This window comes from Streptomyces sp. NPDC001890, assembly GCF_042891445.1.
Taxonomy (GTDB): Bacteria; Actinomycetota; Actinomycetes; order Streptomycetales; family Streptomycetaceae; genus Streptomyces.
In genome coordinates this window covers 23350-45950 of the sequence record NZ_JBIATE010000011.1, presented here as the reverse complement: position 1 = coordinate 45950, position 22601 = coordinate 23350, and the positions used below count along the sequence as shown (strand labels likewise).

The following is a 22601-nucleotide window of genomic DNA, read 5'->3' as shown; positions in this document are numbered from 1 at the left end:
GGGCAATGACGGCGACGGCAAGCCGGAATTGATCACGGCAGAAACTGTCCGGCTGAAAGAGACCGCATGGGGCTCCAGCTCCCGTGATCACGGATGTCTTTCCGCGCTGAAGCACGCGAGGCCGTTGAAGCAAGTCGCAGCCGGAGAAGGGCGGCTGAGCAGATATCTGCTGATTACCGATCAACGATACCCCGTAGGAGAGGTACGTGTCTCATCCCCTCCCCGCGCGACCATTCCGCCGCAGGTTGCTTCCGGTGGCGTTGACCACGACGGTCGGACGTGTCTGCGCGCTGATCGTGACGCTCGCTGTCGCCGCGCTCACGGTGATCGCCGCGCCGACCGCGACCGCGACCGCGGCCTCCACCTCCACCTCCGCCCACGCCTCCGCCGGGAGTCCTGTCCCGACCACAAAGGCCGCCGGCCCCACCTCGCCCGGCCAGCACCCCGCCAATCAAGTGTGCGCCAAGCCGTCAAAAGCAGGCGAGATGTCCTGTCTCGCCATGGTCCGAACCGATATCGTCGCGGCGAAGGGTCTCCAGGCTGAGGCCGCTCCCACCGGTTTCGGCCCGGCCGACCTGCAGAGCGCGTACAACCTGCCCTCCGGCGGATCCACTGAGACGGTCGCGATCGTGGATGCGTTCGACAACCCGGACGCCGAGGCGGACCTGGCCGTCTACCGTCAGCAGTACGGGCTGCCGGCATGCACCACGGCCAACGGCTGCTTCAAGAAGATCGACCAGCGCGGCGGCACGAACTTTCCGCCACCGGACGCCGGGTGGGCCGCGGAGATCGCACTCGATATCGACATGGTCAGCGCGATATGCCCGACCTGCAAAATTCTGCTCGTCGAGGCCGACGACAGCGACGTGCACAACCTCGGTACGGCCGTGAACCAGGCGGTGGCCCAGGGCGCCAAGTTCGTCTCCAACAGCTACGGAGGCCGCGAGGGTTCCGATCAGACCCAGGCCGACGATGCCTACTTCAACCATCCAGGTGTTGCGATCACGGCCAGCAGCGGTGACTTCGGTTACGGCGTCTCGTATCCTTCCTCGTCGCCGCATGTGACGGCGGTCGGTGGTACGTCGCTGGTCAAGAACGCCTCCACCGGCCGCGGTTGGACCGAGGCGGCATGGAGTGGTGCGGGCAGTGGCTGCTCGGATCATGCGTCCAAGCCGTCGTTCCAGAAGGACACCGGCTGCGCGCGTCGTGCGGTCGCCGATGTGTCCGCGGTGGCGGACCCGAACACCGGTGTCGCGGTCTACCACGGTGGCTGGCAGGTCTTCGGCGGCACCAGTGCGTCCGCCCCGATCATCGCCTCGGCCTATGCGCTGGCAGGGACACCGGCGACGGGTTCGGCCCCGAACTCCTACCCGTATGCCCAGCCGTCCGCGCTCAACGATGTGACGTCCGGCAGGAACGGCAGCTGCTCACCGGCCGGTTACCTGTGCGCCGCGGGGCCGGGCTATGACGGACCGACCGGCCTGGGCACTCCGAACGGGCTCGCCGCGTTCCGTTCCGGGCCGAACGGCACAGTCACGGGCACCGTCACCGACGGCGCTGCTCCGCTGGCGGCGGCCAAGGTCACCGTGGGTGACGTCACGGCGATGACGGACGGTCAGGGGCACTTCACCCTGACCATGCCATCGGGAACGTATGACGTCAGCGCGAGCAAGTTCGGGTACGACGGCAAGACCGTGCCGGGTGTCGTGGTCGCTGACGGGAAGACGGTGACCGAAGACTTCGCGCTGACCGCGAAGCCGCGTGTCGATGTCATCGGCACGGTCCATGACGGTTCCGGTCAGGACTGGCCGCTGTATGCGACCGTACGGGTCAAGGACGAGCCGACGGCGGTCGCCTACACCGACCCCAAGACGGGGAAGTACATCCTGAGCCTGCCCGCCGGGAACACGTACACCCTGCAGGTCGACCCGTTGTATCCGGGCTACAAGCAGGATTCTCAGGATGTTCAGGTGGGTTCGGCGGATCTGACGCATGACGTGGATGCATCGGTCGACCCGATGACCTGCGACGCGGCCGGATACGGCTTCCACTACGCCGGTTCCACCGAGTCGTTCGACGGCGGTACCACACAGATGGGTTGGACCGTCGATGACAAGGTCGGCAACGGCCAGACCTGGGTGTTCAACGATCTGGCCAGGCGCGGCAACAGGACCGGCGGGTCCGGTGGCTTCGCCACCGTCGACAGCAGCTACTACGGTTACGGAAACACCCAGGACACGTCGCTGATCAGCCCGGTCATGGACTTCAGCCGGCGAACCCACCCGTCCGTGATCTTCCGCACCGACTACAACGGCTTCGCGTTCGGCCAGACCGGGGACGTCGATTTCAGCGTCGACGGCGGCCAGACGTGGACCAACGCCTGGCATCACACCAAGGACAGCGCCCGGGGGCCGCGGACCGAGGTCGTGGATCTGTCCCAGGCGGCCGGCAAGGCCGACGTCCAGGTACGGTTCCACCTCACCGCCAAGTGGGGGTGGTGGTGGCAGGTCGACGACGTCTTCATCGGCGACCGCACCTGCGACCCGGTGGACGGCGGCCTGGTCGTCGGCCGGGTGACCGACAAGAACACCGGGGCCGGGCTCAACGGCGCCTCGGTGACCTCGGCTGACAAGCCCGCGGAGAAGACGACCTCGGCGGCGACGCCGAACGACCCGAAGCTGGGCGACGGTTTCTACTGGATGTTCTCCTCGCTCACCGGGGAGCACAAGTTCTCCGCAACGGTGGGGAACTACTACGTCGCACAGGACACCACCGTCGACGTGGCCCCGAACCACGCAACTGACGGGACATTCGCCCTGCCCGCGCCCCGGATCGCGGTCGGCCCGGCCGAGCTCAGCAAGACGGTCGCCTGGAAGGGACAGGGCAGCTCCACCCTGACCGTGAAGAACACCGGAACGGCCCCGGTGACCGCCAAGATCGATGAGCTGCCGGGCGTCCACCGGCCCGCCGTGGCGCAGCAAGGGGCTCCGCTGCAGGAGATGAAGGGAAACTTCAGCCCCCTGCGGTTCCGGCCCGGCAGGACGACGCGGACGGCGACCGCCAAGTCGGCGGCGACGCCGAACGAGGCACCGTGGACGACGGTGCCCGACTACCCCGTCCCGATCATGGACAACGCCGTGGCGACCATCGACGGCAAGGTCTACTCAGTCGCCGGAGCCGACGGCACGCATATCCTCAGCAAGGCATACGTCTACTATCCGGGTGCCCCGGGGTGGAGCGCCCTGCCGAACCTGAGCGTCGCCCGGGATGCGCCGCAGGCGGCTGCCCACGGTGGCAAGCTCTACGTGTTCGGAGGCTGGGGCGCGAACGGGAATCCGGTGGCCAAGACCGAGATTTACGACCCGCTGACCGGCGCCTGGTCCACCGGCGCCGACAACCCGAAGCCGCACGCCGGCGCTGCCGTGACCGTGCTGGGCGGCAAGATCTACATCGTCGGCGGCTGCGCGTCGGTCTGTGGCACGACGGACGTGCAGGTGTACGACCCGGCCACGAACTCCTGGAGTTCGAGCAAGGCATACCCGGAGTCGATTTCCTGGCTCGGCTGCGGCGCCATCGCGAACAAGCTGTACTGCGCCGGCGGGTTGTCGGGAAGTACCACCACCGAGCACGCCTACAGCTACGCCCCGTCGTCCGGCAGTTGGACTCCCATCGCGGACCTGCCGATCGACCTGTGGGGGATGGGCTACTCGGCGGCGAACGGGAAGCTCCTCGTGTCCGGCGGAGCGACCAACGGCTCCAGGACGCTCACCAACAAGGGCTCCGCCTACGACCCGGGCTCCAACACCTGGACCGCACTGCCCAACTCCAGCCGCACTTTCTACCGCGGTGGCTCCGCCTGCGGCTTCCACAAGATCGGAGGTAGTACCGGAAGCTTCGTCGCCTTTACGACCTCGGAGCTGCTGCCCGGCTTCGACCAGTGCGCTGACACCACCGATGTCCCCTGGCTGTCCAAGGACAAGACCGACGTGACGCTCCAGCCGGGCGAGAGCGTTGACGTCACCGTGAGCTTCAACGCGAACCTCGCCGAGATCACCCAGCCCGGCACGTTCACCGCGCAGCTCATGATCAGCGCGAAGACCCCGTACGGGATCGCGCCGGTGCCGGTGACGTTCGTGGTGAACCCGCCCAAGACCTGGGGGAAGATCACCGGGACGGTCACCGGAACCGACTGCACCGGCAGGCTGACGCCACTGGCCGGAGCAACTGTGAAGATCACCACGAAGGCGGCGAACTACACCCTGCAGACCGACCGGGCCGGTCATTACCAGCTCTGGCTCGATGTCAGGAACAACCCGCTCACGGTGACCGCGTCCAAGGAGGGCTGGGCGTCGCAGACCGCATCGGCCGAGATCGAGCCGCGCAAGCCGACCACGGCCGACTTCTCTCTCAAACCCGACCACACCTGCACCTGATCCAGCGCTCGTGCGGGCCGGGCCGGGACCGGTCCCGGCCCGCACCGGCAGATGACGGCAACGACCTCACCCACTGGGAATGGCAGGACGAAGACGAGTACGCGCTCGTGTGTTCGCCTCGGGATCGTCTCCGGCACCGAGCACCAGGCAGTCGACGACGCCCGCGCCGAGGTGCTGGCGATGCCCGCCGAACGTGCCGGACTGTTCGCGCGCGCCGAGCGCCGGGCGGCCTGACGGTGGGAGCCGGCCCGGCCGCGCCGCGCCTTCCCCGGTCCCGGGAGGCCGCGGAGGGAGGCTGAACTCTTGCCAGGACGGTTGCATGCGGCGGGGGACCGGAGATGTTGCCGGAGGTGGGAGCCCGTCAAATCCGGGTCGACAAGCTCACAGGGCCATGCACCCGGGGCGCGACTTCATCCCGGGTGCGCCGCGGTATGTCCCGTGGGCTCAGTCCTGCTGCTCCAACTCGTCGGCGAAGGCGCGGAGAGCATCGGCCAGCTCCTTCTTGGTGGGCAGCTCATCCACCTTCTTCTCCAGGCCGTCGATGCGTTCCGCCAGGTCGTCCAGGCTTGCCGGATCCGTGGGATGAGAAGTGGGTCCGTCCGTGGGGGAGGGGGACTCGGTACCACCCGAGCCTCCCGCATCCGTACCAGCGGAGCCGCCGGCGTCGGTACCACCTGAACCACTGACGGAGCCACTGTCCCCGCCGCCGGTGTCCACGCCGCCTACGACACCGCCGCTTCCCGTGTCGGACGTCTCTGTGGGCACAGGAGTCGGGTCGGACGATCCGCCGTCCTGGTCGGCCGCTGCAATCGCCCCGCCCACGCCCAGCACCACCGCGGCTGCCGCGCCGACCAGAGCCACTGCCATTCGTCTCGTCTGGATCTTCCTCATTTGTGTCATATGGCGGACACTAACCGCTGATTGCCGCGGAGGGTCTCCTTCCGCTGATTCGGGGCCACATGGGCTCCTCGTGCGGGGTGGGCCCCTGTTTCCCCCTTCCAAGAAGGTTCACCTTCAGGAAGAGATGCCACATGGTTGGTGACGTCACATACGTCGACTTCCTCGACGGCCGCATCACGTTCACCCAGCTCGAAGACGACGTGGACGTCGTGCGTCGCTGCGGCGACCTGCCCGGACAGGTAGAGGCCGTCACCGACGACGCCAAGCTCTCCGCACCGTGCTGCGGCGGCGCGCGGGCAGCCTCCGAACTTTGTCGGCCGTCAGCTCCGTCCCTCGGTGTCCGCGCCCTGGCGCCCGGCCACGGCACCAACTCCTCGCGTGCCGAGGCACTCACAGGTTCTGCATGGCATCCTCAAGACTGGCAAGCTCTTCCTGCGACTTCCTGTGCTTCTCGATCGCCTCCTCATACTTTTCCTCCGGCAGCACGTCGCTCTCCTGGTTGTGCACGAGGTGGCCCTTCGCGGCCGCACCGTTATGCGTCGGACAGGATTCACCTCCGGCGACGATGGTGGCTGTCTCGAAGGCGTTGCGTGTCTGCACGTCAAGGCGCACGGGAGCACTGCGTGTCCATATCGGCCAGGCTTTCCCAGAAGCCGAAATCGACCCCCTTCACGGTCCGCGACAACCGTTGCGCGCCCTTCGCTCAATCGCAGAGGACCGACAGCGAGCGAGCGTGTCACCACGCCTCTTGACCCGGTCGCCCGTCTCATCAGCGTCGTCGGGGAGGACTCTGTATGAGTGATTTCCGCAGAACGGGCAGTCGCAGTTTGCGTGCTGCCGGAGGATCGGTACGGTCCTTCGCTATTGTCCAGGGCGCCGCGCCTTCGTGGGCGAGCGAACGTGCGAGCGCCCCCGCTCATCGACTCCGGCAGCAAGGAATGATCATCATGGCCGTGTGCGAGGTCTGCCACAACGACTACGAGCTGGCATTCGAGGTGCGTGCCGCGGGAGGGGCGGTCCACGTCTTCGACAGCATCGAGTGCGCCGCCCAGAAGATCGCCCCGACCTGCGTCAACTGCCAGTGCCGCATCCTCGGCCACGGCATGCAGGCCGACGGGCAGTTCTTCTGCTGCGCACACTGCGCGCGTGAGAAGGGTTTGTCCCAGTCCCAGCTCGTGGATCACGCCTGACCTCCTCGGCCCGATCGTTGCCCTTCCGTGGCACCGGCGAAGCGACCGGGAGCAGGATCTCCACGCTCCGTGCCACCGGCGGAACAACTGGGTGAATGCGCGGCGGGGCGACGCGGAGTTGTGTGCCGGCTCGCCGCCGGTCGTGCGGCAATGGGGAGGCGACCGGGTGAGAACGCTTCGTCGGTGTGTGGGTTGCTGGTCGTCTATCTGATGTCCTCGGACTTCGCCGTCGACGTGACGGAGAACTGGCAGTCGGAGTGCCTGCAGTTCTTCCTCTACATCGTCGCGACGGTCTGGCTGCTGCAACGCGGTTCGCCCGAGTCCAAGAAACCGGACAGAGCCGGCACCGAATCGGACCGGGAACAGCGGATGGGCAATCACGCCCGCGAGGATTCTCCTCGCTGGGCCGGCATCGACGGAGCCCGCCAAGCGCTGTTCAGCCGCTCCCTCGGCCTGGCCATGGCCGGACTGTTCCTGCTGTCATGGCTGGCACAGTCCATCGCGGGCGCCGCCGCCTACAACGAACAGCAGCTGCGCCCGCTCCAGGCCCCATCAGTTGGGGTAGTCACCTCGTGTCCGCCGACTTCTGGAGCCGCAGCCTGCAGAGCCGGCAGTCCGAACTCCTCGTAGTGGCCTGCATGGCCACCTTCTCCGTATGCCTGCGCCGGCGTGGATCCTTGGAGTCCAAACCCGTAGGAACACCCAGCGGATCCACCGGAGTTGAAGGATGACCGTCCCTCGCCCTCGGCGAAGCGGACCCGTGCCGGACAGGTCGCGTGCTCATCGGCACCCGTCACCCGCGGGCTGGCCTCTCCGCCGTCCCGACGGCCCCGTCTGCTCCCGGCCGCACTCCGGTGCAAGACGGCGCCCGTCATAGGGGCCCCGGTCACGAAGGCTCGTACCGCATGGAGGAGGATGCGACACGGGAGGGGATTTGAATGCGTTCAGAAATGCAGGTGCCGGGGCAGATGCAGACGCGCGTGAGGGACAGGTTCGGTGCGGTGCTGACGGCTTCGATGTCGACGCTGTCCGTCGAGGCTGTGATCGGGGCGATCGCCCTCATCGTGTGGGGGCAGACCCAGGAGAGCCCGGGCCTTCCCTACAACGCGATGGGGATCATCTTCCTGATCGTGATGGTGCCGTTCGTGTTGGCGGCCGGAGCTGCCATTGCCGCCCTGCTGTCGGTCGGCGTGGTGATGCCGCTGCTGGTCGTGGCCGGATGGTTCGGACGCCGGCTCTCGGGGCGTGAGGCGTGGTGGTGGGTCCCGGCGCTGGCAGCTGTCGGAACCGCCCCGCCGACCTTGGCCAAGGCTGTGCTCGTGGAGGCCGGTCTCCTCGCGGGCCTCGGCGGATGGCTCGTGGTGACGGCGGCGCTCGCCGTCACCGCGCTGGTCGCCCGCAGGCTGCTGTTGCCGGATCGCCCGCGGCTCTCCGGCGGCGCGATGTTCTGGCGTGTGGCGCTGTACGGGACGCTCGCTGTCGTCACCGTCGGCACGCTCGGCGGCATCGGCCTGTGGGCCGGAATCGGATACGAGCCTCCGAGGTTGAGCACGGAACGGGTCGCCGGAACCTGGTCCGACGGAAAGGGCGGCACACTCATCCTCACGGCGCACGGCAAGGCCACGGCGACCCGCATCGAGACGTTCGACCTCGACGACTCCTTCGAACCCGTGGTGCACGAGTGCACCGGCACCGGCACCTGGGCGTACGACCCAGGTGCCGGACCGTGGTCCCAGAAGGTGGATGTGTCCCTCGACGACTGCTCCATGGACACCTGGGAGGTTTTCGGAAGCCCCGAGCACCCAAAACTGTTCGTCTACATCGGCGACCCCGACAGCTGGGACCTCTACATCCTGCAACGCCGCGACTAGGTGTGTTTTCCGGACAGGTTGGTGACGCGGCTGGCTGGGGTCTGGCCGTAGCGCGGGTCAGGAAGGCGGCGCAGGTCGGGGCGGTCTCGTGTGGCTGTGCCGTGGTGCGCGGCCAGGGCCCGCACACGCTCCTCGCCGTTCCAGAACCAGGTGGCGCCCAGGTCGAGCCCCCGCTCGGGATGCGATGTCGGGGCGGACAGCAGGCGTCCGCCGGTGCGGTCGCGGGCTTCCAGGCAGAGCGTTTCGTGGCCGGCGGCGTGCAGAGCGGTGGCTGCCGCCAGTCCAGAGGCACCGGTGCCGATCACGATCACGTCATGGGTGTTCCGGTGGAGCATGTGGGGCGTCCTTTTCATCAGGCCGAGCCCCCGCTGTCGGCGACGGGGGTTGGTCGTCCGGCTGCTGGGGTCGTGCCGAGCCGGTGGTGCCGTGCACGGCGAGGTGGCCGAAGAGTGCTGGTCATTCGCCCTGGGCGGTGTCGAGGACGATGCGGAAGCGGGGAGTCCCGAAGCGCAGGCGGGTCACGGCTTCACCGGCCTGCTCCAACGGCATGCGCTCGATCACCGGGTGCACGTTGTTGGTGACGGCGAACGCCATCGCCTCTTCCGTCTCGCGCGCGTTGCCGGTCAAGTGCCTGGTGAAGGTGTCTCCGCCCGTGACGAGCCGGGCCGCCGGGATGGTTACAGAACCCGCGTCGACGCCTACCAGGGTGAGCTGTCCGTGCGGGTTCAGCCCGGGCAGCAGCTCCTCCACCGGGGCGGTGGCGGCGGTGTGGACGATGAGGTCGGCGCCGCCGAGGTTCTTCAGGGCCGCTCCGGGCGCCGAGGCGGCGCACGAGATGCCGCTGCGCACCTATCCGGGCGAAGCCGCCGGCTACCAGGTCCTGGAGGACTGGACGAAGCTCGGCCTGGGCTCGGCCATGGTCCTCCGCTCCAAGCTCACCTCGCCCGACGTTCCCCACCGGCCATTGCTGAACGAGGGCAGGGAGGTGCAGATCTCCTTCGAAGCGGTCTGGAGCGCCGGCTCCCCGATTGCCGCAGATCTGCTCCACCTCGCCGACGGCCTCGCGGCAGCCCGCCGCTAGCCATGCACAACGCCTATAGCCAGATTCGGAGGATTCCTCTACCGGAGCCGTTCCGGCATGCCCAACGTGGCAGGAACGATGCGGAATCTGCCGCACCGCACCAGCCCTGCCAACCGAGTGAGGCATTACCATGGCGTATCTTGAAATCACCCTGCAAGTGGCCCCGGACGACCGCGCCGCAACCGCAGGCGTGTACGAGAAGTACAATCAGCCCTTCCTGGACACTGTCCCCGGTGCTGCCAGCAAGGAACTCCTCGCCCGCGACGAGGACGTCCGAGTCCTCCACAGCTTTCGGAACGCGGCTGACGCCGAGGCGTACCTGGAAAGCGATCTCTTCACCCGCGACGTGGTAGGAGAGCTGTCCCCGTTGCTGGAGGCGAACCCCGAAGTGCGCCTCTACAACACCGTCTGAGCCCGGAGGCACCATGTACGAGACCCAAGAACTGCTCCGCGAGTACGACCGGGCCCGCGCCTACACCGACGAGCTGTGGAAGGACCTCACCCCGGACGAGGTGACCTGGCGCCCGCACGAGGAGTCCAGCGCCATCGGCTGGCACCTCGGCCACCAGGCACATGTCGCCCACTTCATGATCCGCAACCTCACGGCGGCCGAGCCCAGCCCGGACCCGGAACTGGACGGGATCATGGACTCGGCCAATCCGGAGAAGTTCCGCGGCGCGCTGCCCACCGTCGACCGGCTCACCGCTTTCCGCGACACCGTTGCCGAGCGCGTCCATGCCCGCATCGGCGACATCGCCGCCGGAAAGGTCGGTGCCCCCGCCCAGCTGACCGTCGTCGCCCATCACTTGCTGGTCGCGCTCATCAACCACGAGTACCAGCACGACCAGTGGATCAGCGAGGTCCGTGCCGACAACCTGGGCCACGTACTGCCGCCCGACCCAGCCTCGGACCGGCTCAGCCGCGTCGACGGCTACCTCGTCTGCAACCCCTACACCTGACCCCTGCGGCACCCGGCACGTCCCTCTGCCGCACGGACGAAAAATGCGATGCCCTCAAGGGTGAGGGCGCGAGCAGCGACGTCTTCGACGAGGAAGAACGTGTCCTCATCACATCGCGGCCACTGTCGTCTGATCCTGGCCGGTGAGGGTGAGGGTGAGGGTGAGGGTGAGGGTGAGGGTGAGGGTGAGGGTGAGGGTGAGGGGGTGGTCGTGCTTGCTGGCCGTGCGGTTCTTGACCGTTTGGTGGTCATAGTCCGATGAAGTTCACTGTTTCGGTCATGTCTGCCCGTCCGGTGCGTAGTGGTGGGGTGCCTTTCTTCTCGAATCCCACCGAGACGCCGCAGAGCAGTACGTGTCCGTTGTCGGCCCCGACTGCCTGGCTGACGGTCTTGTGGTACATCGTCCACATCACCTGGGGGCAGCTGTGCAGACCTTCCGCCCTCAGCAGCAGCATGACCGTCTGCAGGTACATGCCTGTGTCCGCCCACTGCCCGGGGCCCATCGTCGGGTCGAGGTAGCAGAACAGTACGAGTGGTGCGCCGAATGCCTCCGTGTTCAGGGCGGCGATCTTCATGGGCCGGTCGGGGTCGTCGCGTTCGATGCCCAATGCCTTGTACCGCTGGGTGGCTGCGGCGGCGAAGCGGTCCTTGTACGGCGAGGTCAGTTCGGCCGGGTACATGGGGTACTCCCGTTCGTCGCCCGGGTCGCCTGCCAGTGCCCTGGCCGTCGCGCGTCTCTTCAGTTCGGCCAGGGGCTCGCCGGCCACGACGTAGACGTGCCAGGGCTGGAGGTTCCCGCTGGACGGAGCCCGTGTCGCTGCGGTCAGCACTCGTTCGAGAACCCCCTGGGGTACCGGCTCGTCCCTGAACGCCCGCACGGCCCGGCGGCCGTCCACGGCTTCATACACATCCACGTGATTCTCGTCCTCTCACTCGACGTGGCTCGACCTGTTGGTCGGTAATGATCTTCATCCGGTAATGATCTTCATCCGTCCTGGAACGCTGCGGTTCAGTCCCTCCTCGACGGTGCGGAAGGTGGCCGCGGGACTGTCGGTCGGCCTGCGGGCACGGTGTCCTTCGTCACCAGCGTGTTGCCTGACCAGCAGAGCCGGTAGAGGTCGACCTCGGTCAACAGGTCGCGGCCGGATCGGTAGAACTCGCAGTGGGTGCCGGGCGGTTGGGGCGCGGAACGGGCATGGTCGGGCGGGTAGGGGTAGGTGTGGTCCGGCAGCAAGGAAGCGATTTCGGCACGCGGGCGGCCGATGGCCAGCTCGTCGAACCGGGACGGCGGCAGCACGCTGGTCGTCAACTGCCAGGCCAGGTAGACGGCTGCGGGTACGAAGAAGGCGGCTGCGACGCCAGGAGCTGCGAAGGCGGCGACGGATCGGCGGCGGGCAGCATTTCGTACGGAGGCGAGCCGTGTGACGGACTCGGGTACGGCGGTGTCCGTTCCGGGGGCCGGGTGAGCGGCCCCCGCGTGCGGCCCGCGGGGTGCGGGCGCCGCCTCCCGTGGCGACGTCGGCGTCCCCGGTCGCGGCGTCGGCGTCTCCGGGCAGGTCGCGACCTGGTGCGGGAGGACCGCAGTGACACGGAATCCGCCCTGGTACGGGCCGGTCCACAAGGATCCGCCGAGCACCGTCACCCGCTCTCTGAGCCCCGTGAGACCTCTGCCACCGGTACCGATCGTCGGGCCCTCGGCCGCGAACGCCGGTCGGTCAGCCGGCGGAGCGGCGTTCACGACACTCACGCGGATACGATCGGCCTCGTACGAGATCCGCACATGGGTCCTACTGTCAGGCGCGTGCTTCACCGCGTTGGTGAGCGCCTCCTGCACCGTCCGGTACATGCCCCGTTGGACCAGGGGGGACAGCACGGGCACCGCCCCGTGCTGCTCCCAGCGCACCGGCACTCCGGAGGCGACGGCTCGTGCGAGCAGATCCTCGACGGTGTCGGTGACGGGCAGACCCGCACCCGGTTCCGTTCCGGCCGGGTCGTGCAGGACCGCGACGGTCTCGCGCAGTTGCTCCACGGCATCCGCGATCGTGCCGCGCAGCTCGGCGAGCTCGGTGCGATCGCGGTCGGTGAGATCGGGAGAGAGTTCCAGGGCCCCGGCACGCAGCGCGACCAGGCTCAGCACGTGTCCGAGAGAGTCGTGCATGTCGGCCGCGATGTCCGCGCGTTCGGTCAGCCGCGCCCGCTCCGCGACCAGGTGCTGGCGCTCCTCCAGGCTCCGGGCCAGCCGCCAGCCCTCCCGGACCAGTTCGCGCCGCCCGCGCCAGTGCCGCCCGGCCAGCCAGGGCAGCAGGAGAGCGGCGGGCAGCACGGTCAGCGCGTAGAACCACCACACGGCCTGCGTCCGCAGCACCGCGCACGTCGCGAGATCGAGCGCGAGGCAGCCGGCCAGCACCAGGAGCGGGCGTCGTGCCGCGGCGACCCGGGCCCCCAGCAGACAGCTCAGGGCGGCCAGTGAGAGGACATGGGCGTTGGCGGGGGTCGCCGGGTCGGCCATGCCCAGCGCGCACAGCCCGTTGACCAGGACGACCGCGGTCCCCGGCCGGCGGCGGGACAGCGGCACGGCCACCGCCAGGACGATCAGCGGGAGACACAGGTCCTGGAGCGGCGAGGCCGCCGCGCCCGCGTCCCGGAACCCGTAGCCGGTGGCAGCGGCGAGTACGCTCCACAGGGCCACGTCACCGCACACGAGTCCGACCGGGGGCATGTGTATGTACGGCATGGTGCGTCGACCGTCCTTCTGGTGCATGTCCTCACCTTTCCGTGTCGATTCTGTGGGACGGGCCCGGATGCCCGGCGCGCCAGGGGGCCCGGCAAGGGCTCGGGACTGCCCCCGGCGTCGCAGTCAGGCGGTCAGGCGTCCCGTCGGCGCAGCACGTACAGGCCGATCAGGTGCGCGGCCCCGGCCCACGCCGCCACGATCAGGCCCCCCGTCAACGCCCCGTACGGTGCCTCGGTGGCGGGGTGCATGAAATGGTCCCCTGCCCCATGCGGCAGCTGGTCGTTGAGGTCCGCGAGCGCCGGGCCTCCCAGACCCAGGAGGACGCTGGGCAGCGCCCACAGGAGGGTGACGAGGATCGAGAGCGCGCTGGCCGGATGGCGCGTGGCGAACGCCACCCCGACGCTCAGCACCGCGACCAACGCCTCGTAGAGACCCACAGCGAGGATCTGACGGAGGCTTGGGCCGACCGCGAAGGAGGCCCGTCCGTCGAACCCCACCCAGGCCACCGCCGTGCCCACGACGGCGAACGTGGTGCCGGCGACGAACGCCACCGCGGCCGCCACCAGTGCCTTCGCGGCGTGGACCCGGTGCCGCCGGGGAACTGACAGCAGAGAAGCCCGCACGCTGCCCGTCGCGTACTCGGAGGTGACCGCGACCGTGGCCAGGACGACGACGGTGAACTGGACGAGGACGGTGGAGGAGGCCGCGGCGTTCCCGACAGGCTGCACCGGATGCTCGTTGATGCGGGCGATCGAAGCATAGTAGTAGGTGAAGACACCGGTGATCGCAAGGCCCGCCAGAAGACACAGATAGGGACCTCGGACGGACCACAGCTTGGTCCACTCGGCGACGACGGCCCCGGCGAAACCTCCCCGTGCGCCCCGGCCAGGAGCGTCAGGGACAGCAGGTGGCGGGTCCGTGCGCCTGGCGGGTGTCGTCGGGATGGTCACGGTCGTCCCCCTTCGTTCGGCGCCGCGACCGCGGCGGTCGTGTCCGCGGCGCCGCTGCCCGTCGTGTACTCGACGCTGCGTGCGGTCAGGTCCATGTACGCCTGCTCCAGCGAGACCTGGACGTCGCGCAGCTGGTGCAACCGGACTCGGCAGTGATGGGCCAGGTCGCCGATCTCGGCGGCGGTGCGGCCCTCGACGGTGAGTTCGCCGGTCCCGGAGGACTCGACGGTCACCCCGTCAGCCGCCATCAGATGCCGCGCCAGCGTCGCTCTCTCCTCGGCGTCGGGCACCACGGCGCGTGCCGACGCGGGAGAAGCAGCAGCCAGGAACTCGGTCATGGAGGTGTCGCTCAGCAACCGCCCGCGTCCGATGACGACGAGATGGTCGGCCGTCAGCTGCATCTCGCTCATCAGGTGGCTGGAGAGGAACACGGTGCGTCCCTCCGCCGCCTGGTCCCGGACGAGCCCGCGAATCCACCGCACGCCGTCCGGGTCGAGGCCGTTGACCGGCTCGTCCAGCACGAGCACCGGCGGATCGCCGAGCAGGGCGCCCGCCACCCCGAGCCGCCCGCTCATACCGAGCGAGTACGTGCCCGCAGGCCGACGGGCCGCCTTGGCCAGGCCCACCCGCTCCAGCACCTCGTCCACGCGGCGCAGCGGGATGCCGTTGGCGCGGGCCTGGGTGACCAGATGCGTGCGGCCGGAACGGGCCGGGTGGACGGCTCGGGCATCCAGCATCGCACCGACCGCGCACAGCGGCCTGCGCAGGTCCGCGTAGGGGCGCCCGGCAATCAGGGCCTGCCCGCGCGTGGGATGGTCCAGGCCCAGAATCATGCGCATGGTGGTGGATTTCCCGGCCCCGTTGGGGCCGAGGAAGCCGGTCACGCGGCCGGCCCGGACATCGAATGTCAGCTCGTCCACGGCGAGGGTGTCGCCGTAGCGTTTGGTCAGTCCTCGGAGGGTGATCACGGAATTCCTTCGTGTTGGTCACGGACCGCGGAATACGGCTCGCGACAAGGAGACCGGGGTGGTGACAGGCGCACACCGATGGGCGATCGGCCCGGAGCGGCTGCCCCGTTTCCCGTACGGAAGCGACGCTAGGAGCCCGCGGCGCCCGCTCCCACCGGTCGAACGGCAGTCGCATCCTTACTTTCGTCAGGGGTGCCCTCCGCCCCCGGGCGGATCTGCTGCACTCGGCGTCCGCACGGCGGCGCTCCGGCCGTAGGCTCGCCGCATGGAAGAGACGACATCCGGCAGTCGGCCGGTCCGGGTCCTTGTGGCCGACGACGAGACGATGGTCCGAGCCGGGGTGCTGGCCGTCCTGGCCAGGGACCCGCACGTCGAAGTGGTCGCCGAGGCGAGCAACGGGCACGAGGCCCTCGCGCTCACTCGCCTGCACCGGCCGGACGTGGTCCTGTTGGACATCCAGATGCCCGGCATGGACGGGCTGACGGCGGTCGCGCGGCTTCACCGGGAACTGGCCACGGTGGGGGTGATCATGCTGACCACCTTCGGCCAGGACGAGTACATCACCCGCGCCCTGGAGGAAGGCGCCGACGGCTTCCTGCTGAAGGCCGACGACCCGAGGGAACTCCTCAACGGCGTACGGGCGGTGGGCGCCGGTGGCGCCTATCTGTCCCCCAGAGTGGCCGGCCGCGTCATCACCGGGATGCGTGCCCACAGGGCGGCACACCCCCACCGCTCGCTGGAGCGGCTCACGGAACGGGAGCGCCAGGTACTGGCCGGACTCGGGGCCGGGCAGTCCAACGCAGAGATCGCGAGCAGTCTGCACCTGGTCGAAGGCACGGTGAAGGCCCACGTCAGCGCGGTGCTCTCGAAGCTGGGCGCGCGCAACCGAGTGGAGGCGGCCATCGTCGCGTACGAGGCAGGCCTGGCGCCGTCACGCCGCGCCTGACCCGGTGTCAGCGTTCCCCACTGCCGATCTGTCCGACCCGACTGACGACGAGGCAGGTCGAGCTGAGGTCGGCGCGGGGGACAGCGACGCGGAAACGGCCCCTGTGATCAGCACGTCACGACATTCCCTCGACCGCTCCCGAGGCATGGGGGAGGGCCGCGGGGGCCATCGGTGCGCGGTCGCGTCCCGTACCGCCAGGACGTCTTCCGGCCGCAGCCTGCCACGGAGCATCCATCCGCAGGTCCACCGCCGCACTGGGCGCGGCCGGCGTCGCGGAGAGTTCCCCGCAGGCACCCCCCGGTCTCCAACACCCGCTCCACGTCAGCAAGTCAACCAGCGCTCGCTCGGCATCCGCGCGCACTTCCTCCGCCCGTACCCGAGCAGTCGTCTCCCGCTCCTCCTCCACCAGTCCCCTCACCGACGTCACCGTTCAACTCTCCGTCTCCGAGAACGAATTCCGCGTTCCGGTCATCCCGCAGAAATGGCGAACCCATGCCTGGAGCGGAAACTCAAGGGTCATATCCGGTGGGACAGCGGCTTCTCACATCGGTCGCGGCCTTCTCCACAGCAGTGCCACCGCGACTACGCCTGCCAGGCAGGGAATCATCCCAACCCAGCCCAGCGCCGAAGGCAGACCGGTGGCGCCGGAGGTGTCCTTGGCGAGCAGCCCGGTGAGTCCGACGCTGATGCCGAGCACGAACACCACGGTCGCAGCGGGACGGGCCCATGGCTTGCCTGCCCTGACAGCCCAGGCCGTTGCGAGCCAGGCAAGGGCGCCGAGCGCTCCGATGACGGACAACACGACCAGGTAGGTGGTGGTGGCCGAGTCGACCCGCGCGCGGGGGTACGTGGGATAGCCGGCGCGGATGTGGTCGGCCAGCAGATGGGTGGTGCTGTGGTCGACGTACGGGGCGATCGTCGCGAGGACGGTGAGCGTCAAGCCTGCGTACATCGCTCCGAGCGCCCCTCGTGCACGGATTGGCTTCGTCATCAGGGTGCTTCTCTCTTCCTGGTCGATCAGGGCGATTCCGTAGTCACTGCGATGGGTCTCCTGGGCCCCGGTGCCGGGAACGGCGGCTTCGATGCCGCCGAGGCCGGTCGCGGTCAGGTGCAGGTCGAGGGCAAACCAGGTTGTCGCGCAGGTGCGGGCGGCGGGACCTGCCAGGGACCAATCGTCAAGACTTGTGGTCGGACGAGTTCGGCTATGGGTTGTGTTGGTCCGCGTCGAGCAGTTCGGTGAGGCGGCGAACCGCGAAGGAGACGAGCGGCTGCACCGGGATCAGCCGACATGGGGCGGCGCCGACCAACACCTCCTCGATGCCGGCCCGCTCCTCGAATTCGCGGCCGATGGCGGGGAAGTGCCTCCCGTTGTCGTTGCCGACGTCGAGCGTCTCGACCCAGACCCGTTCTCCGTCGAGGTCCCGTGGGAAGCGACGGACCTTCAGGCGTGGGTTGGGTGTGAGTGTTTCGGCGTAGTGCAGGAAGGTGTTGCGGTCGTGGCCCACCCCCACGAGGAGGATGTGGCCCCCGAGGTCGTTCAGACGGCCGAACGGCGACGTGCGGCCGACCGCGAATCCGAGCGTCTGACGGCGAACGATGTCGGCTGCCCGGGCGCCGATGGCGGCGACGGACGCCTGCGGATGCGAGCTGCGCACGCTCCCGGGCAAGGAACGCAGGAGTTCGGGGACGGCGCCCATGCCGGTGGATGGCAGGTCGGGATGAAAGGTGGGTACGGCCGCGCGCCGTTCGATCAACGCGGCATCGGGTATACCGATGCGATCGGGGCCGGGATCGGTGACCTGCCAGGTGAAGGTGGGAGCGACGAGCGTTCCGGTCGGGCCGAGTACGGTGCGCAGGCTGCCGATCACGGTGGCGGCTCCGCCGTCGACGCGGCCGATGCTGGACAGGGACGAGTGCACGATCACGGACATGCCTTCCTGGACCCCGGCCTTGCGCCACCCCTCCACCAGGTCGGTAGTGGTCAGCCCGTCGGTTCGCGGCTCGGTCATTCGCATGCTTGAGGATCTCCGTCTTCAGGGCGGTGGGGTGCATCGCTCCTCCGTCACCTGGCCGGCGCCGTGCGGAGGAACGCGAGGATCTCCGAACGGGCGGCCTTGGCCTGTGGTTCCACGCCGGGCATGGCGAGGAAGGCGTGCTTCGCCCCCGGGTATTCGGAAAGCCGTACGGGCGTCCCGGCCGCGTGGAGCCGCTCGGCGTAGCGGCGGCCATGGTCGGCGACCGCGTCCCGGGTGGGCACCACCACGAGCGCGGGGGCGAGTCCGCTCAGGTTGTCGGCGTACAGGGGCGAAAGTGCGGTGGCATCGGTTCCCGGCGGGACGGCGAGCCGCTGGAAGAGCCGCAGCTGCGGCAGGGCGCGGGTCGGGCTGTATGCGTACTCGGCCATCGACGGGTGGTCGTACATCGTTCCGGTCACGTCGACGGCGGGGTTGACCAGCACCTGCGCTTTGAGCTCCAGGCCGGTCTTCCGGGCCCGGATGGCCGTCAGGGCGCTGATCAGGGCGCCGCAGCTCTCGCCGAAGACGGCCGTGCGCGCCGGGTCGACGCCCCACTGCGCTGCGTGCTGCAGCACGTGCTGCAGCACCTCCCAGGCGTCGTCGGCGGCGTTCGCGAGCGAGTTGTCCGGGGCGAGGAGGCGGTGCTCGACCGAGACGACGAGCGCGGGCAGGTGGGCGGCGAGGTGGCTGTTGGTCCAGTCGCACTGCACGGCCGTGCCCACGAAGCTGCCTCCGTGGACATGGAGCACGAGCGGCAGGTCGGTGCGGGCCGCGGTGTCGTCGTCTCCCGTCGGGGCCGGCCGGTAGACCCGGACCGGTAGGTCGCGACCGGGCAGCGCGATCCGCTGCCAGTCGATCGCGGCGCCGGGGTCGGGCTCTCCGGTGATCGCCCGCATCGCACTGGAGGCCCGGAAGCGGTTCTCCGCGTTGCGGTAGGCGAGCAGTTCCTCGGCCGATATCGCCGAGAAGTCCGGCTCCGGCGGCCGCTCCGCGTCAGTGACCTCACCCATATCTCCTCTTTTTCCTCCATCGCCCCATCTCCTCCATCGCCGGATTGATGGACCGACGATCTGAAACCTACACCGTAGGGTTGCTTCCCGTACGGTAATTTCTACGGCGTAGGTTTGCAAGGGAGGGAGTGGACATGGCCAGACGCACTCAGGGCACTGCAGCAGGACTCGACCGCGAGCGCATCGCTGCCGCCGCCGTAGCACTGGTCGACCGCGACGGCCTGGAGCGCTTCGGGGTACGACGACTCGCGCAGGAGCTGGAGGTCGACCCGATGTCGATCTACCACCACATCAAGGGCAAGGCGGCACTGCTGGACGCGATGTCCGAGGCGGTGCTCGCCGAGGTGGCGGCCGCCGCGGACGATGACGCACCCCACCACTGGGAGGAAATCGCCCGCCGGACGGCGCACGGCTACCGCGAGATGGCCTACCGGCACCCCCAGGTTTTCCCGTTGCTGGTGACGCGCGCCCAGACCTCGCCGGTGGCCGTCTCCGCCCTGGAGAGACTGGTCACCGCGATGCGTGAGGCCGGCCTGCCCGACCAGATGGTCGCGGACGCGCCCATGGTGCTGTTCAGCTTCCTCAACGGCCACCTGCTGGCGCGTACCAGCGACGACCCCATCGCTGTGCCCGCGTTCGATGCCACCGCGTACCCGGCGATGGCCGCGCTCAGCCCGCTCATGGCCGACTTCGGATCCCTGACAGAGTTCGACCGGATGCTCGACACCGTGCTCGCCGGGATCAAGGACCGTGCTGCCCTCCGGGTCGCGTCCGATGACTGATCTTGTGGTGGGACGCGGTGAGCCGGCGGATGCGGCGTAGGACCGGATAGCGCCTTTGCTACCCGGTGTTGACGGTCGTGGGCGACTGTGGGGGTGGTGCTGCCCTGCTTCGACTTCCGACCTGCAGCAGATCTCAGTTGCGGTGCATCCGTGGTTCACGGTGGTATTCCGGCATGAGCAGAATCGCTGAGGTCATCGTGCTGGCGCAGGACGCGGACGAAGTCATGGAGCCACTGACGCGGCGCGACGACACGCGCACCTGGAACGGGACGTTCTTCGAGATGAGTCCCGGCGGAAACTGGGGGTTCGGCTGGGGTGCGGAGTTCGTGCGGATGGGCAGTAGATCCGGGTTGCTGAAGTACCTGGAGTCCTTGCCATGGCCCCGGCCGGAGACGGTGCAGGTCCTGATCCATGACGAGGAGGACGACTGTTTCGGGCTGTGGATGATCCACGACGGCAAGCTGGCGGAGATACCGCTTCCGCGCACGCGGCGGGCCTACTGGTCCGGACCGTACGACGAAGAGTTCCCACCCGATCCCGGGATCCTGAGCAGGACGGACGGTCGCCCCATCGACTGGCCGGAGGAGATCGAGGGCGGCGACGGGTCTCGGCCTCCGGCCTGGTGAGAGCGATCGAATTCGAGACCGCTGTTACCTGGGACCGGGCTTCCCCGGCGGTACCCGGTGCAGTGTGACTGGAGTCGCGAGCACTGCCGAGGAAACCACGGCGAGCAGCGACGTCACCACATACGTGGTGTGCCCGAAGGAATCGAGGTGCGTGAATCGGCTGGTGAAGGCCACGGTGGATGTCAGGAGTTGCGTGGAGTCACCAGGCCGGATTCGTAGGCCAGGACTACGAGCTGAGCACGGTCACGGGCGTGGAGCTTCGTCATGGCCCGGTTGATGTGTGTTTTCGCGGTCATCGGGCTGATCACCATGCGGTCGGCGATCTGGTCGTTGGACAGGCCCTGTGCGACCAGGGTGACGGCCTCGCGTTCGCGGTTGGTCAGCTCGTCCAGCCCTGTCCCGGCGCCGGCGCCGGCGTCGAGCGGCTGGGTGAGGTATCTATGGATGAGCTTGCGGGTGATCGAGGGCGCGAGCAGGGCGTCGCCGCGTGCGGCAACGCGTACGGCGTGCAGGAAGTCCTCCGGCACGATGTCCTTGACGAGGAATCCGGCAGCGCCGACGCGCAGCGCATTGAAGACGTACTCGTCCAAACCGTAGTTGGTCAGTATGACGACGTGCACCGAGGCCAGGGCCGGGTCCGCGGCGATGCGCCGGGTCGCCTCGATGCCGTCCACGACCGGCATCTGGATGTCGATGAGAGCGACGTCGGGCAGGTGTTCCCTGGCCATGGCCAGGCCCTCCACTCCGTCGGTGGCCTCGGCCACCACCTCGATGTCGTCCTCGAGGTCGAGTAGTGCGCGGAATCCGCTGCGGATGAGCGGCTGGTCGTCGACCAGCAGGACACGGATCACGGCGTCCGATCCACGGGGAGCTCGGCCTGGACGCTGAAGCCGCCCTCGCCGCGCGGTTCCGCGCGCAGCCGCCCGCCGAGGGCGGTGACCCGTTCCCGCATGCCCAGCAGCCCGACGCCCGGTGTCGGGGCGGCGTCCGGCGCAGCCCTGCCGTCGTCATCGATGCGTATCCCGAGCGCGTCCGGACGGCAGTCGATCCGGACCGACGCCGAAGCGGCGTCCGCGTGACGGGCGATGTTGGTGAGTGACTCCTGAACGACCCGGTAGACGGTCCTGTCCACCGCAGCCGGTACATCGTGTCGTTGTCCTTCGATGGTCAGCGTTGCGTCCAGGCCGATGGAACGGGCCCGTTCCACCAGTTCCGGGATGTCGTCGAGCCCACGCGGCGGGGTCGTCCCGTCGTCTCGTAGCGCCCCCAGTGTCGCGCGTAGTTCCCGAGTCGCCTCACGCCCGGCCGCCTGGATCGCCAGCAGAGCATCCGACACCTGTTCGCCGCGCCTGCGGGCTACGTGGACGGCGACTTCGGCCTGCACCTTGATGATCGAGATCTGATGGGTGAGTGAATCGTGCAACTCCCGCGCGATGTGCAGCCTCTCCTCGTCGGCGCGGCGGCGCGCCGTCTCCTCCCGGGTGCGCTCGGCCTCGTCCGCCCGCCGCTCAGCCTGCCGCAATGCCTCACCCGCGGCCCCCGCCGCGACCAGCCAGGCGATTTCCAGGGCGCCGCGCGCCTGCGCGAACGCCTCGCCCGTGCCGTGCAGGCCCGAGGCCAAGGCAGCGAGGGGGAGCGTTGCCAGCACGGCCACGCTCGTCACCACGGTGACGCCACGGTGTCCCTCCCGTACGGCCGCGTACACCGCGAACAGGAACGCGACAGCGGGCACGTCGAAACCGGCCGCCTGGTATCCCACCGCACACAGCCCGGTGGCGACCAGGACGGGAAGGGGATTACGGCGGCGCCGGACGAGGGCCAGGCCGCCGGCGGCCAGCAGCGTGCAGCCGAGCGGAGCGAGGACGGTACCGGAGTTCCGCTCGGACAGGCCGGTGACCAGCAGCGTCACCGCCACGCCGAAGGCGATCATCCAGTCCCTCACACCGGCCGGGACACCGGACCATCCTGTGTTCATGCGCGCACCCTAGCCGGATGCTGCCTCGGGCGAGTCCTGCTTGCAGACGAGTGATCGGCTACCACGTTGGCGGTACGTGGGTGGAGCCTGCGACGTGCGCAGCAGCGGGAAGTGCCCACGTCCGCCGGACGACCGGAGGCGGACCAGGCGGACATGCTCGGG

The 22601-nt window shown here is 69.0% G+C and carries 24 protein-coding genes and 1 pseudogene; 11 read left to right on the top strand and 14 right to left on the bottom strand.

Going from position 1 to position 22601, the window contains the following annotated elements; translation table 11 throughout:
• The first annotated feature begins 254 nt into the window (after nucleotides 1-254).
• A complete protein-coding gene (locus ACFYY1_RS24835; RefSeq protein WP_388589264.1) occupies nucleotides 255-4433 on the top strand; it encodes a carboxypeptidase regulatory-like domain-containing protein in 4179 nt (1392 codons plus the stop codon).
• A gap of 51 nt (nucleotides 4434-4484) precedes the next feature.
• Nucleotides 4485-4667: a hypothetical protein gene (locus tag ACFYY1_RS24830; protein ID WP_388589263.1), complete on the top strand. Its 183-nt coding sequence runs from the start codon at nucleotides 4485-4487 to the stop codon at nucleotides 4665-4667.
• Nucleotides 4668-4877: 210 nt separating this feature from the next.
• Here ACFYY1_RS24830 and ACFYY1_RS24825 read toward each other — a convergent pair whose 3' ends face one another.
• Nucleotides 4878-5300 carry a hypothetical protein gene (locus tag ACFYY1_RS24825; RefSeq protein ID WP_388589260.1) on the bottom strand — a complete coding sequence of 141 codons (423 nt, stop codon included), beginning with the start codon at nucleotides 5298-5300 and terminating at the stop codon, nucleotides 4878-4880.
• Between the two features lie 423 nt (nucleotides 5301-5723).
• Nucleotides 5724-5945, bottom strand: a complete 222-nt coding sequence (locus ACFYY1_RS24820) for a hypothetical protein (protein ID WP_388589258.1) — start codon at nucleotides 5943-5945, stop codon at nucleotides 5724-5726.
• 335 nt (nucleotides 5946-6280) lie between these two features.
• Here ACFYY1_RS24820 and ACFYY1_RS24815 point away from each other — a divergent pair, with 335 nt between their 5' ends.
• From ACFYY1_RS24815 to ACFYY1_RS24805, 3 genes and pseudogenes are all read left to right on the top strand, one after another.
• A complete protein-coding gene (locus tag ACFYY1_RS24815) occupies nucleotides 6281-6523 on the top strand; it encodes a hypothetical protein (RefSeq protein WP_266752715.1) in 243 nt (80 codons plus the stop codon).
• Between the two features lie 150 nt (nucleotides 6524-6673).
• Nucleotides 6674-7254: pseudogene (locus ACFYY1_RS24810) on the top strand (DUF6766 family protein).
• Nucleotides 7255-7491: 237 nt separating this feature from the next.
• Entirely contained in the window at nucleotides 7492-8394 is a 903-nt protein-coding gene (locus tag ACFYY1_RS24805) for a hypothetical protein (protein ID WP_388589255.1), read from the top strand.
• Here the strand turns inward: ACFYY1_RS24805 and ACFYY1_RS24800 are convergent.
• Together ACFYY1_RS24800 and ACFYY1_RS24795 are read right to left on the bottom strand one after the other, a co-directional pair.
• Nucleotides 8391-8729, bottom strand: a complete 339-nt coding sequence (locus tag ACFYY1_RS24800; RefSeq protein ID WP_388589253.1) for an NAD(P)-binding protein — start codon at nucleotides 8727-8729, stop codon at nucleotides 8391-8393. The genes ACFYY1_RS24805 and ACFYY1_RS24800 overlap by 4 nt on opposite strands.
• A gap of 121 nt (nucleotides 8730-8850) precedes the next feature.
• Complete coding sequence (locus tag ACFYY1_RS24795; RefSeq protein WP_388589250.1) at nucleotides 8851-9243, bottom strand: hypothetical protein; 393 nt, start codon at nucleotides 9241-9243, stop codon at nucleotides 8851-8853.
• Between ACFYY1_RS24795 and ACFYY1_RS24790 the strand changes: the two genes are divergently transcribed.
• The 3 genes from ACFYY1_RS24790 to ACFYY1_RS24780 all read left to right on the top strand — a co-directional run bounded on the left by ACFYY1_RS24790 (nucleotide 9230) and on the right by ACFYY1_RS24780 (nucleotide 10434).
• Complete coding sequence (locus tag ACFYY1_RS24790) at nucleotides 9230-9475, top strand: hypothetical protein (protein WP_388589249.1); 246 nt, start codon at nucleotides 9230-9232, stop codon at nucleotides 9473-9475. The genes ACFYY1_RS24795 and ACFYY1_RS24790 overlap by 14 nt on opposite strands.
• A 130-nt stretch (nucleotides 9476-9605) precedes the next feature.
• On the top strand, nucleotides 9606-9887 hold the full coding sequence (locus tag ACFYY1_RS24785; RefSeq protein WP_388589246.1) for an antibiotic biosynthesis monooxygenase: 282 nt from the start codon (nucleotides 9606-9608) through the stop codon (nucleotides 9885-9887).
• 13 nt (nucleotides 9888-9900) lie between these two features.
• On the top strand, nucleotides 9901-10434 hold the full coding sequence (locus tag ACFYY1_RS24780) for a DinB family protein (RefSeq protein ID WP_388589243.1): 534 nt from the start codon (nucleotides 9901-9903) through the stop codon (nucleotides 10432-10434).
• Between the two features lie 247 nt (nucleotides 10435-10681).
• Here ACFYY1_RS24780 and ACFYY1_RS24775 read toward each other — a convergent pair whose 3' ends face one another.
• The 4 genes from ACFYY1_RS24775 to ACFYY1_RS24760 form a co-directional block, all read right to left on the bottom strand.
• Complete coding sequence (locus tag ACFYY1_RS24775; RefSeq protein ID WP_388589242.1) at nucleotides 10682-11347, bottom strand: nitroreductase; 666 nt, start codon at nucleotides 11345-11347, stop codon at nucleotides 10682-10684.
• Nucleotides 11348-11442: 95 nt separating this feature from the next.
• A complete protein-coding gene (locus tag ACFYY1_RS24770; protein ID WP_388589650.1) occupies nucleotides 11443-13167 on the bottom strand; it encodes a sensor histidine kinase in 1725 nt (574 codons plus the stop codon).
• A gap of 131 nt (nucleotides 13168-13298) precedes the next feature.
• Nucleotides 13299-14117, bottom strand: a complete 819-nt coding sequence (locus ACFYY1_RS24765; protein WP_388589240.1) for an ABC transporter permease — start codon at nucleotides 14115-14117, stop codon at nucleotides 13299-13301.
• Nucleotides 14114-15085, bottom strand: a complete 972-nt coding sequence (locus tag ACFYY1_RS24760; RefSeq protein ID WP_388589239.1) for an ABC transporter ATP-binding protein — start codon at nucleotides 15083-15085, stop codon at nucleotides 14114-14116. The genes ACFYY1_RS24765 and ACFYY1_RS24760 overlap by 4 nt, the downstream gene beginning before the upstream one ends.
• 265 nt (nucleotides 15086-15350) lie before the next feature.
• On the opposite strand from ACFYY1_RS24760, the gene ACFYY1_RS24755 reads away from it, so the two are divergent.
• Nucleotides 15351-16031 carry a response regulator gene (locus ACFYY1_RS24755; protein WP_388589237.1) on the top strand — a complete coding sequence of 227 codons (681 nt, stop codon included), beginning with the start codon at nucleotides 15351-15353 and terminating at the stop codon, nucleotides 16029-16031.
• A gap of 541 nt (nucleotides 16032-16572) precedes the next feature.
• Here ACFYY1_RS24755 and ACFYY1_RS24750 read toward each other — a convergent pair.
• From ACFYY1_RS24750 to ACFYY1_RS24740, 3 genes are all read right to left on the bottom strand, one after another.
• A complete protein-coding gene (locus ACFYY1_RS24750; RefSeq protein WP_388589235.1) occupies nucleotides 16573-17022 on the bottom strand; it encodes a hypothetical protein in 450 nt (149 codons plus the stop codon).
• Nucleotides 17023-17233: 211 nt separating this feature from the next.
• Nucleotides 17234-18046 carry an aminoglycoside N(3)-acetyltransferase gene (locus ACFYY1_RS24745; protein ID WP_388589233.1) on the bottom strand — a complete coding sequence of 271 codons (813 nt, stop codon included), beginning with the start codon at nucleotides 18044-18046 and terminating at the stop codon, nucleotides 17234-17236.
• Between the two features lie 47 nt (nucleotides 18047-18093).
• Nucleotides 18094-19056 carry an alpha/beta hydrolase gene (locus tag ACFYY1_RS24740; protein WP_388589230.1) on the bottom strand — a complete coding sequence of 321 codons (963 nt, stop codon included), beginning with the start codon at nucleotides 19054-19056 and terminating at the stop codon, nucleotides 18094-18096.
• Between the two features lie 134 nt (nucleotides 19057-19190).
• On the opposite strand from ACFYY1_RS24740, the gene ACFYY1_RS24735 reads away from it, so the two are divergent.
• Entirely contained in the window at nucleotides 19191-19838 is a 648-nt protein-coding gene (locus ACFYY1_RS24735; protein ID WP_388589227.1) for a TetR/AcrR family transcriptional regulator, read from the top strand.
• Between the two features lie 173 nt (nucleotides 19839-20011).
• Entirely contained in the window at nucleotides 20012-20464 is a 453-nt protein-coding gene (locus tag ACFYY1_RS24730) for a hypothetical protein (protein ID WP_388589225.1), read from the top strand.
• A 24-nt stretch (nucleotides 20465-20488) separates the two neighbouring features.
• Here the strand turns inward: ACFYY1_RS24730 and ACFYY1_RS24725 are convergent, their stop codons facing one another.
• The 3 genes from ACFYY1_RS24725 to ACFYY1_RS24715 are packed head-to-tail and all read right to left on the bottom strand — an operon-like array spanning nucleotide 20489 to nucleotide 22439.
• Nucleotides 20489-20638: a DUF6328 family protein gene (locus ACFYY1_RS24725; protein ID WP_388589224.1), complete on the bottom strand. Its 150-nt coding sequence runs from the start codon at nucleotides 20636-20638 to the stop codon at nucleotides 20489-20491.
• Nucleotides 20639-20646: 8 nt separating this feature from the next.
• Nucleotides 20647-21315 carry a response regulator gene (locus ACFYY1_RS24720; protein ID WP_388589221.1) on the bottom strand — a complete coding sequence of 223 codons (669 nt, stop codon included), beginning with the start codon at nucleotides 21313-21315 and terminating at the stop codon, nucleotides 20647-20649.
• Nucleotides 21312-22439: a sensor histidine kinase gene (locus ACFYY1_RS24715; RefSeq protein ID WP_388589219.1), complete on the bottom strand. Its 1128-nt coding sequence runs from the start codon at nucleotides 22437-22439 to the stop codon at nucleotides 21312-21314. The genes ACFYY1_RS24720 and ACFYY1_RS24715 overlap by 4 nt, the downstream gene beginning before the upstream one ends.
• Between the last annotated feature and the right edge of the window lie 162 nt (nucleotides 22440-22601).

Bases quoted from the DNA above. Each gene is read 5' to 3' on its own strand.
- ACFYY1_RS24830 (WP_388589263.1), top strand. From the start codon at position 4,485: ATGACGGCAACGACCTCACCCACTGGGAATGGCAGGACGAAGACGAGT.
- ACFYY1_RS24770 (WP_388589650.1), bottom strand. From the start codon at position 13,167: ATGCCGTACATACACATGCCCCCGGTCGGACTCGTGTGCGGTGACGTG.
- ACFYY1_RS24745 (WP_388589233.1), bottom strand. From the start codon at position 18,046: ATGCGAATGACCGAGCCGCGAACCGACGGGCTGACCACTACCGACCTG.
- ACFYY1_RS24750 (WP_388589235.1), bottom strand. From the start codon at position 17,022: ATGACGAAGCCAATCCGTGCACGAGGGGCGCTCGGAGCGATGTACGCA.
- ACFYY1_RS24730 (WP_388589225.1), top strand. From the start codon at position 20,012: ATGAGCAGAATCGCTGAGGTCATCGTGCTGGCGCAGGACGCGGACGAA.
- ACFYY1_RS24735 (WP_388589227.1), top strand. From the start codon at position 19,191: ATGGCCAGACGCACTCAGGGCACTGCAGCAGGACTCGACCGCGAGCGC.
- ACFYY1_RS24825 (WP_388589260.1), bottom strand. From the start codon at position 5,300: ATGGCAGTGGCTCTGGTCGGCGCGGCAGCCGCGGTGGTGCTGGGCGTG.
- ACFYY1_RS24805 (WP_388589255.1), top strand. From the start codon at position 7,492: ATGCAGACGCGCGTGAGGGACAGGTTCGGTGCGGTGCTGACGGCTTCG.
- ACFYY1_RS24715 (WP_388589219.1), bottom strand. From the start codon at position 22,439: ATGAACACAGGATGGTCCGGTGTCCCGGCCGGTGTGAGGGACTGGATG.
- ACFYY1_RS24755 (WP_388589237.1), top strand. From the start codon at position 15,351: ATGGAAGAGACGACATCCGGCAGTCGGCCGGTCCGGGTCCTTGTGGCC.
- ACFYY1_RS24790 (WP_388589249.1), top strand. From the start codon at position 9,230: ATGCCGCTGCGCACCTATCCGGGCGAAGCCGCCGGCTACCAGGTCCTG.
- ACFYY1_RS24780 (WP_388589243.1), top strand. From the start codon at position 9,901: ATGTACGAGACCCAAGAACTGCTCCGCGAGTACGACCGGGCCCGCGCC.
- ACFYY1_RS24785 (WP_388589246.1), top strand. From the start codon at position 9,606: ATGGCGTATCTTGAAATCACCCTGCAAGTGGCCCCGGACGACCGCGCC.
- ACFYY1_RS24740 (WP_388589230.1), bottom strand. From the start codon at position 19,056: ATGGGTGAGGTCACTGACGCGGAGCGGCCGCCGGAGCCGGACTTCTCG.
- ACFYY1_RS24815 (WP_266752715.1), top strand. From the start codon at position 6,281: ATGGCCGTGTGCGAGGTCTGCCACAACGACTACGAGCTGGCATTCGAG.
- ACFYY1_RS24800 (WP_388589253.1), bottom strand. From the start codon at position 8,729: ATGCTCCACCGGAACACCCATGACGTGATCGTGATCGGCACCGGTGCC.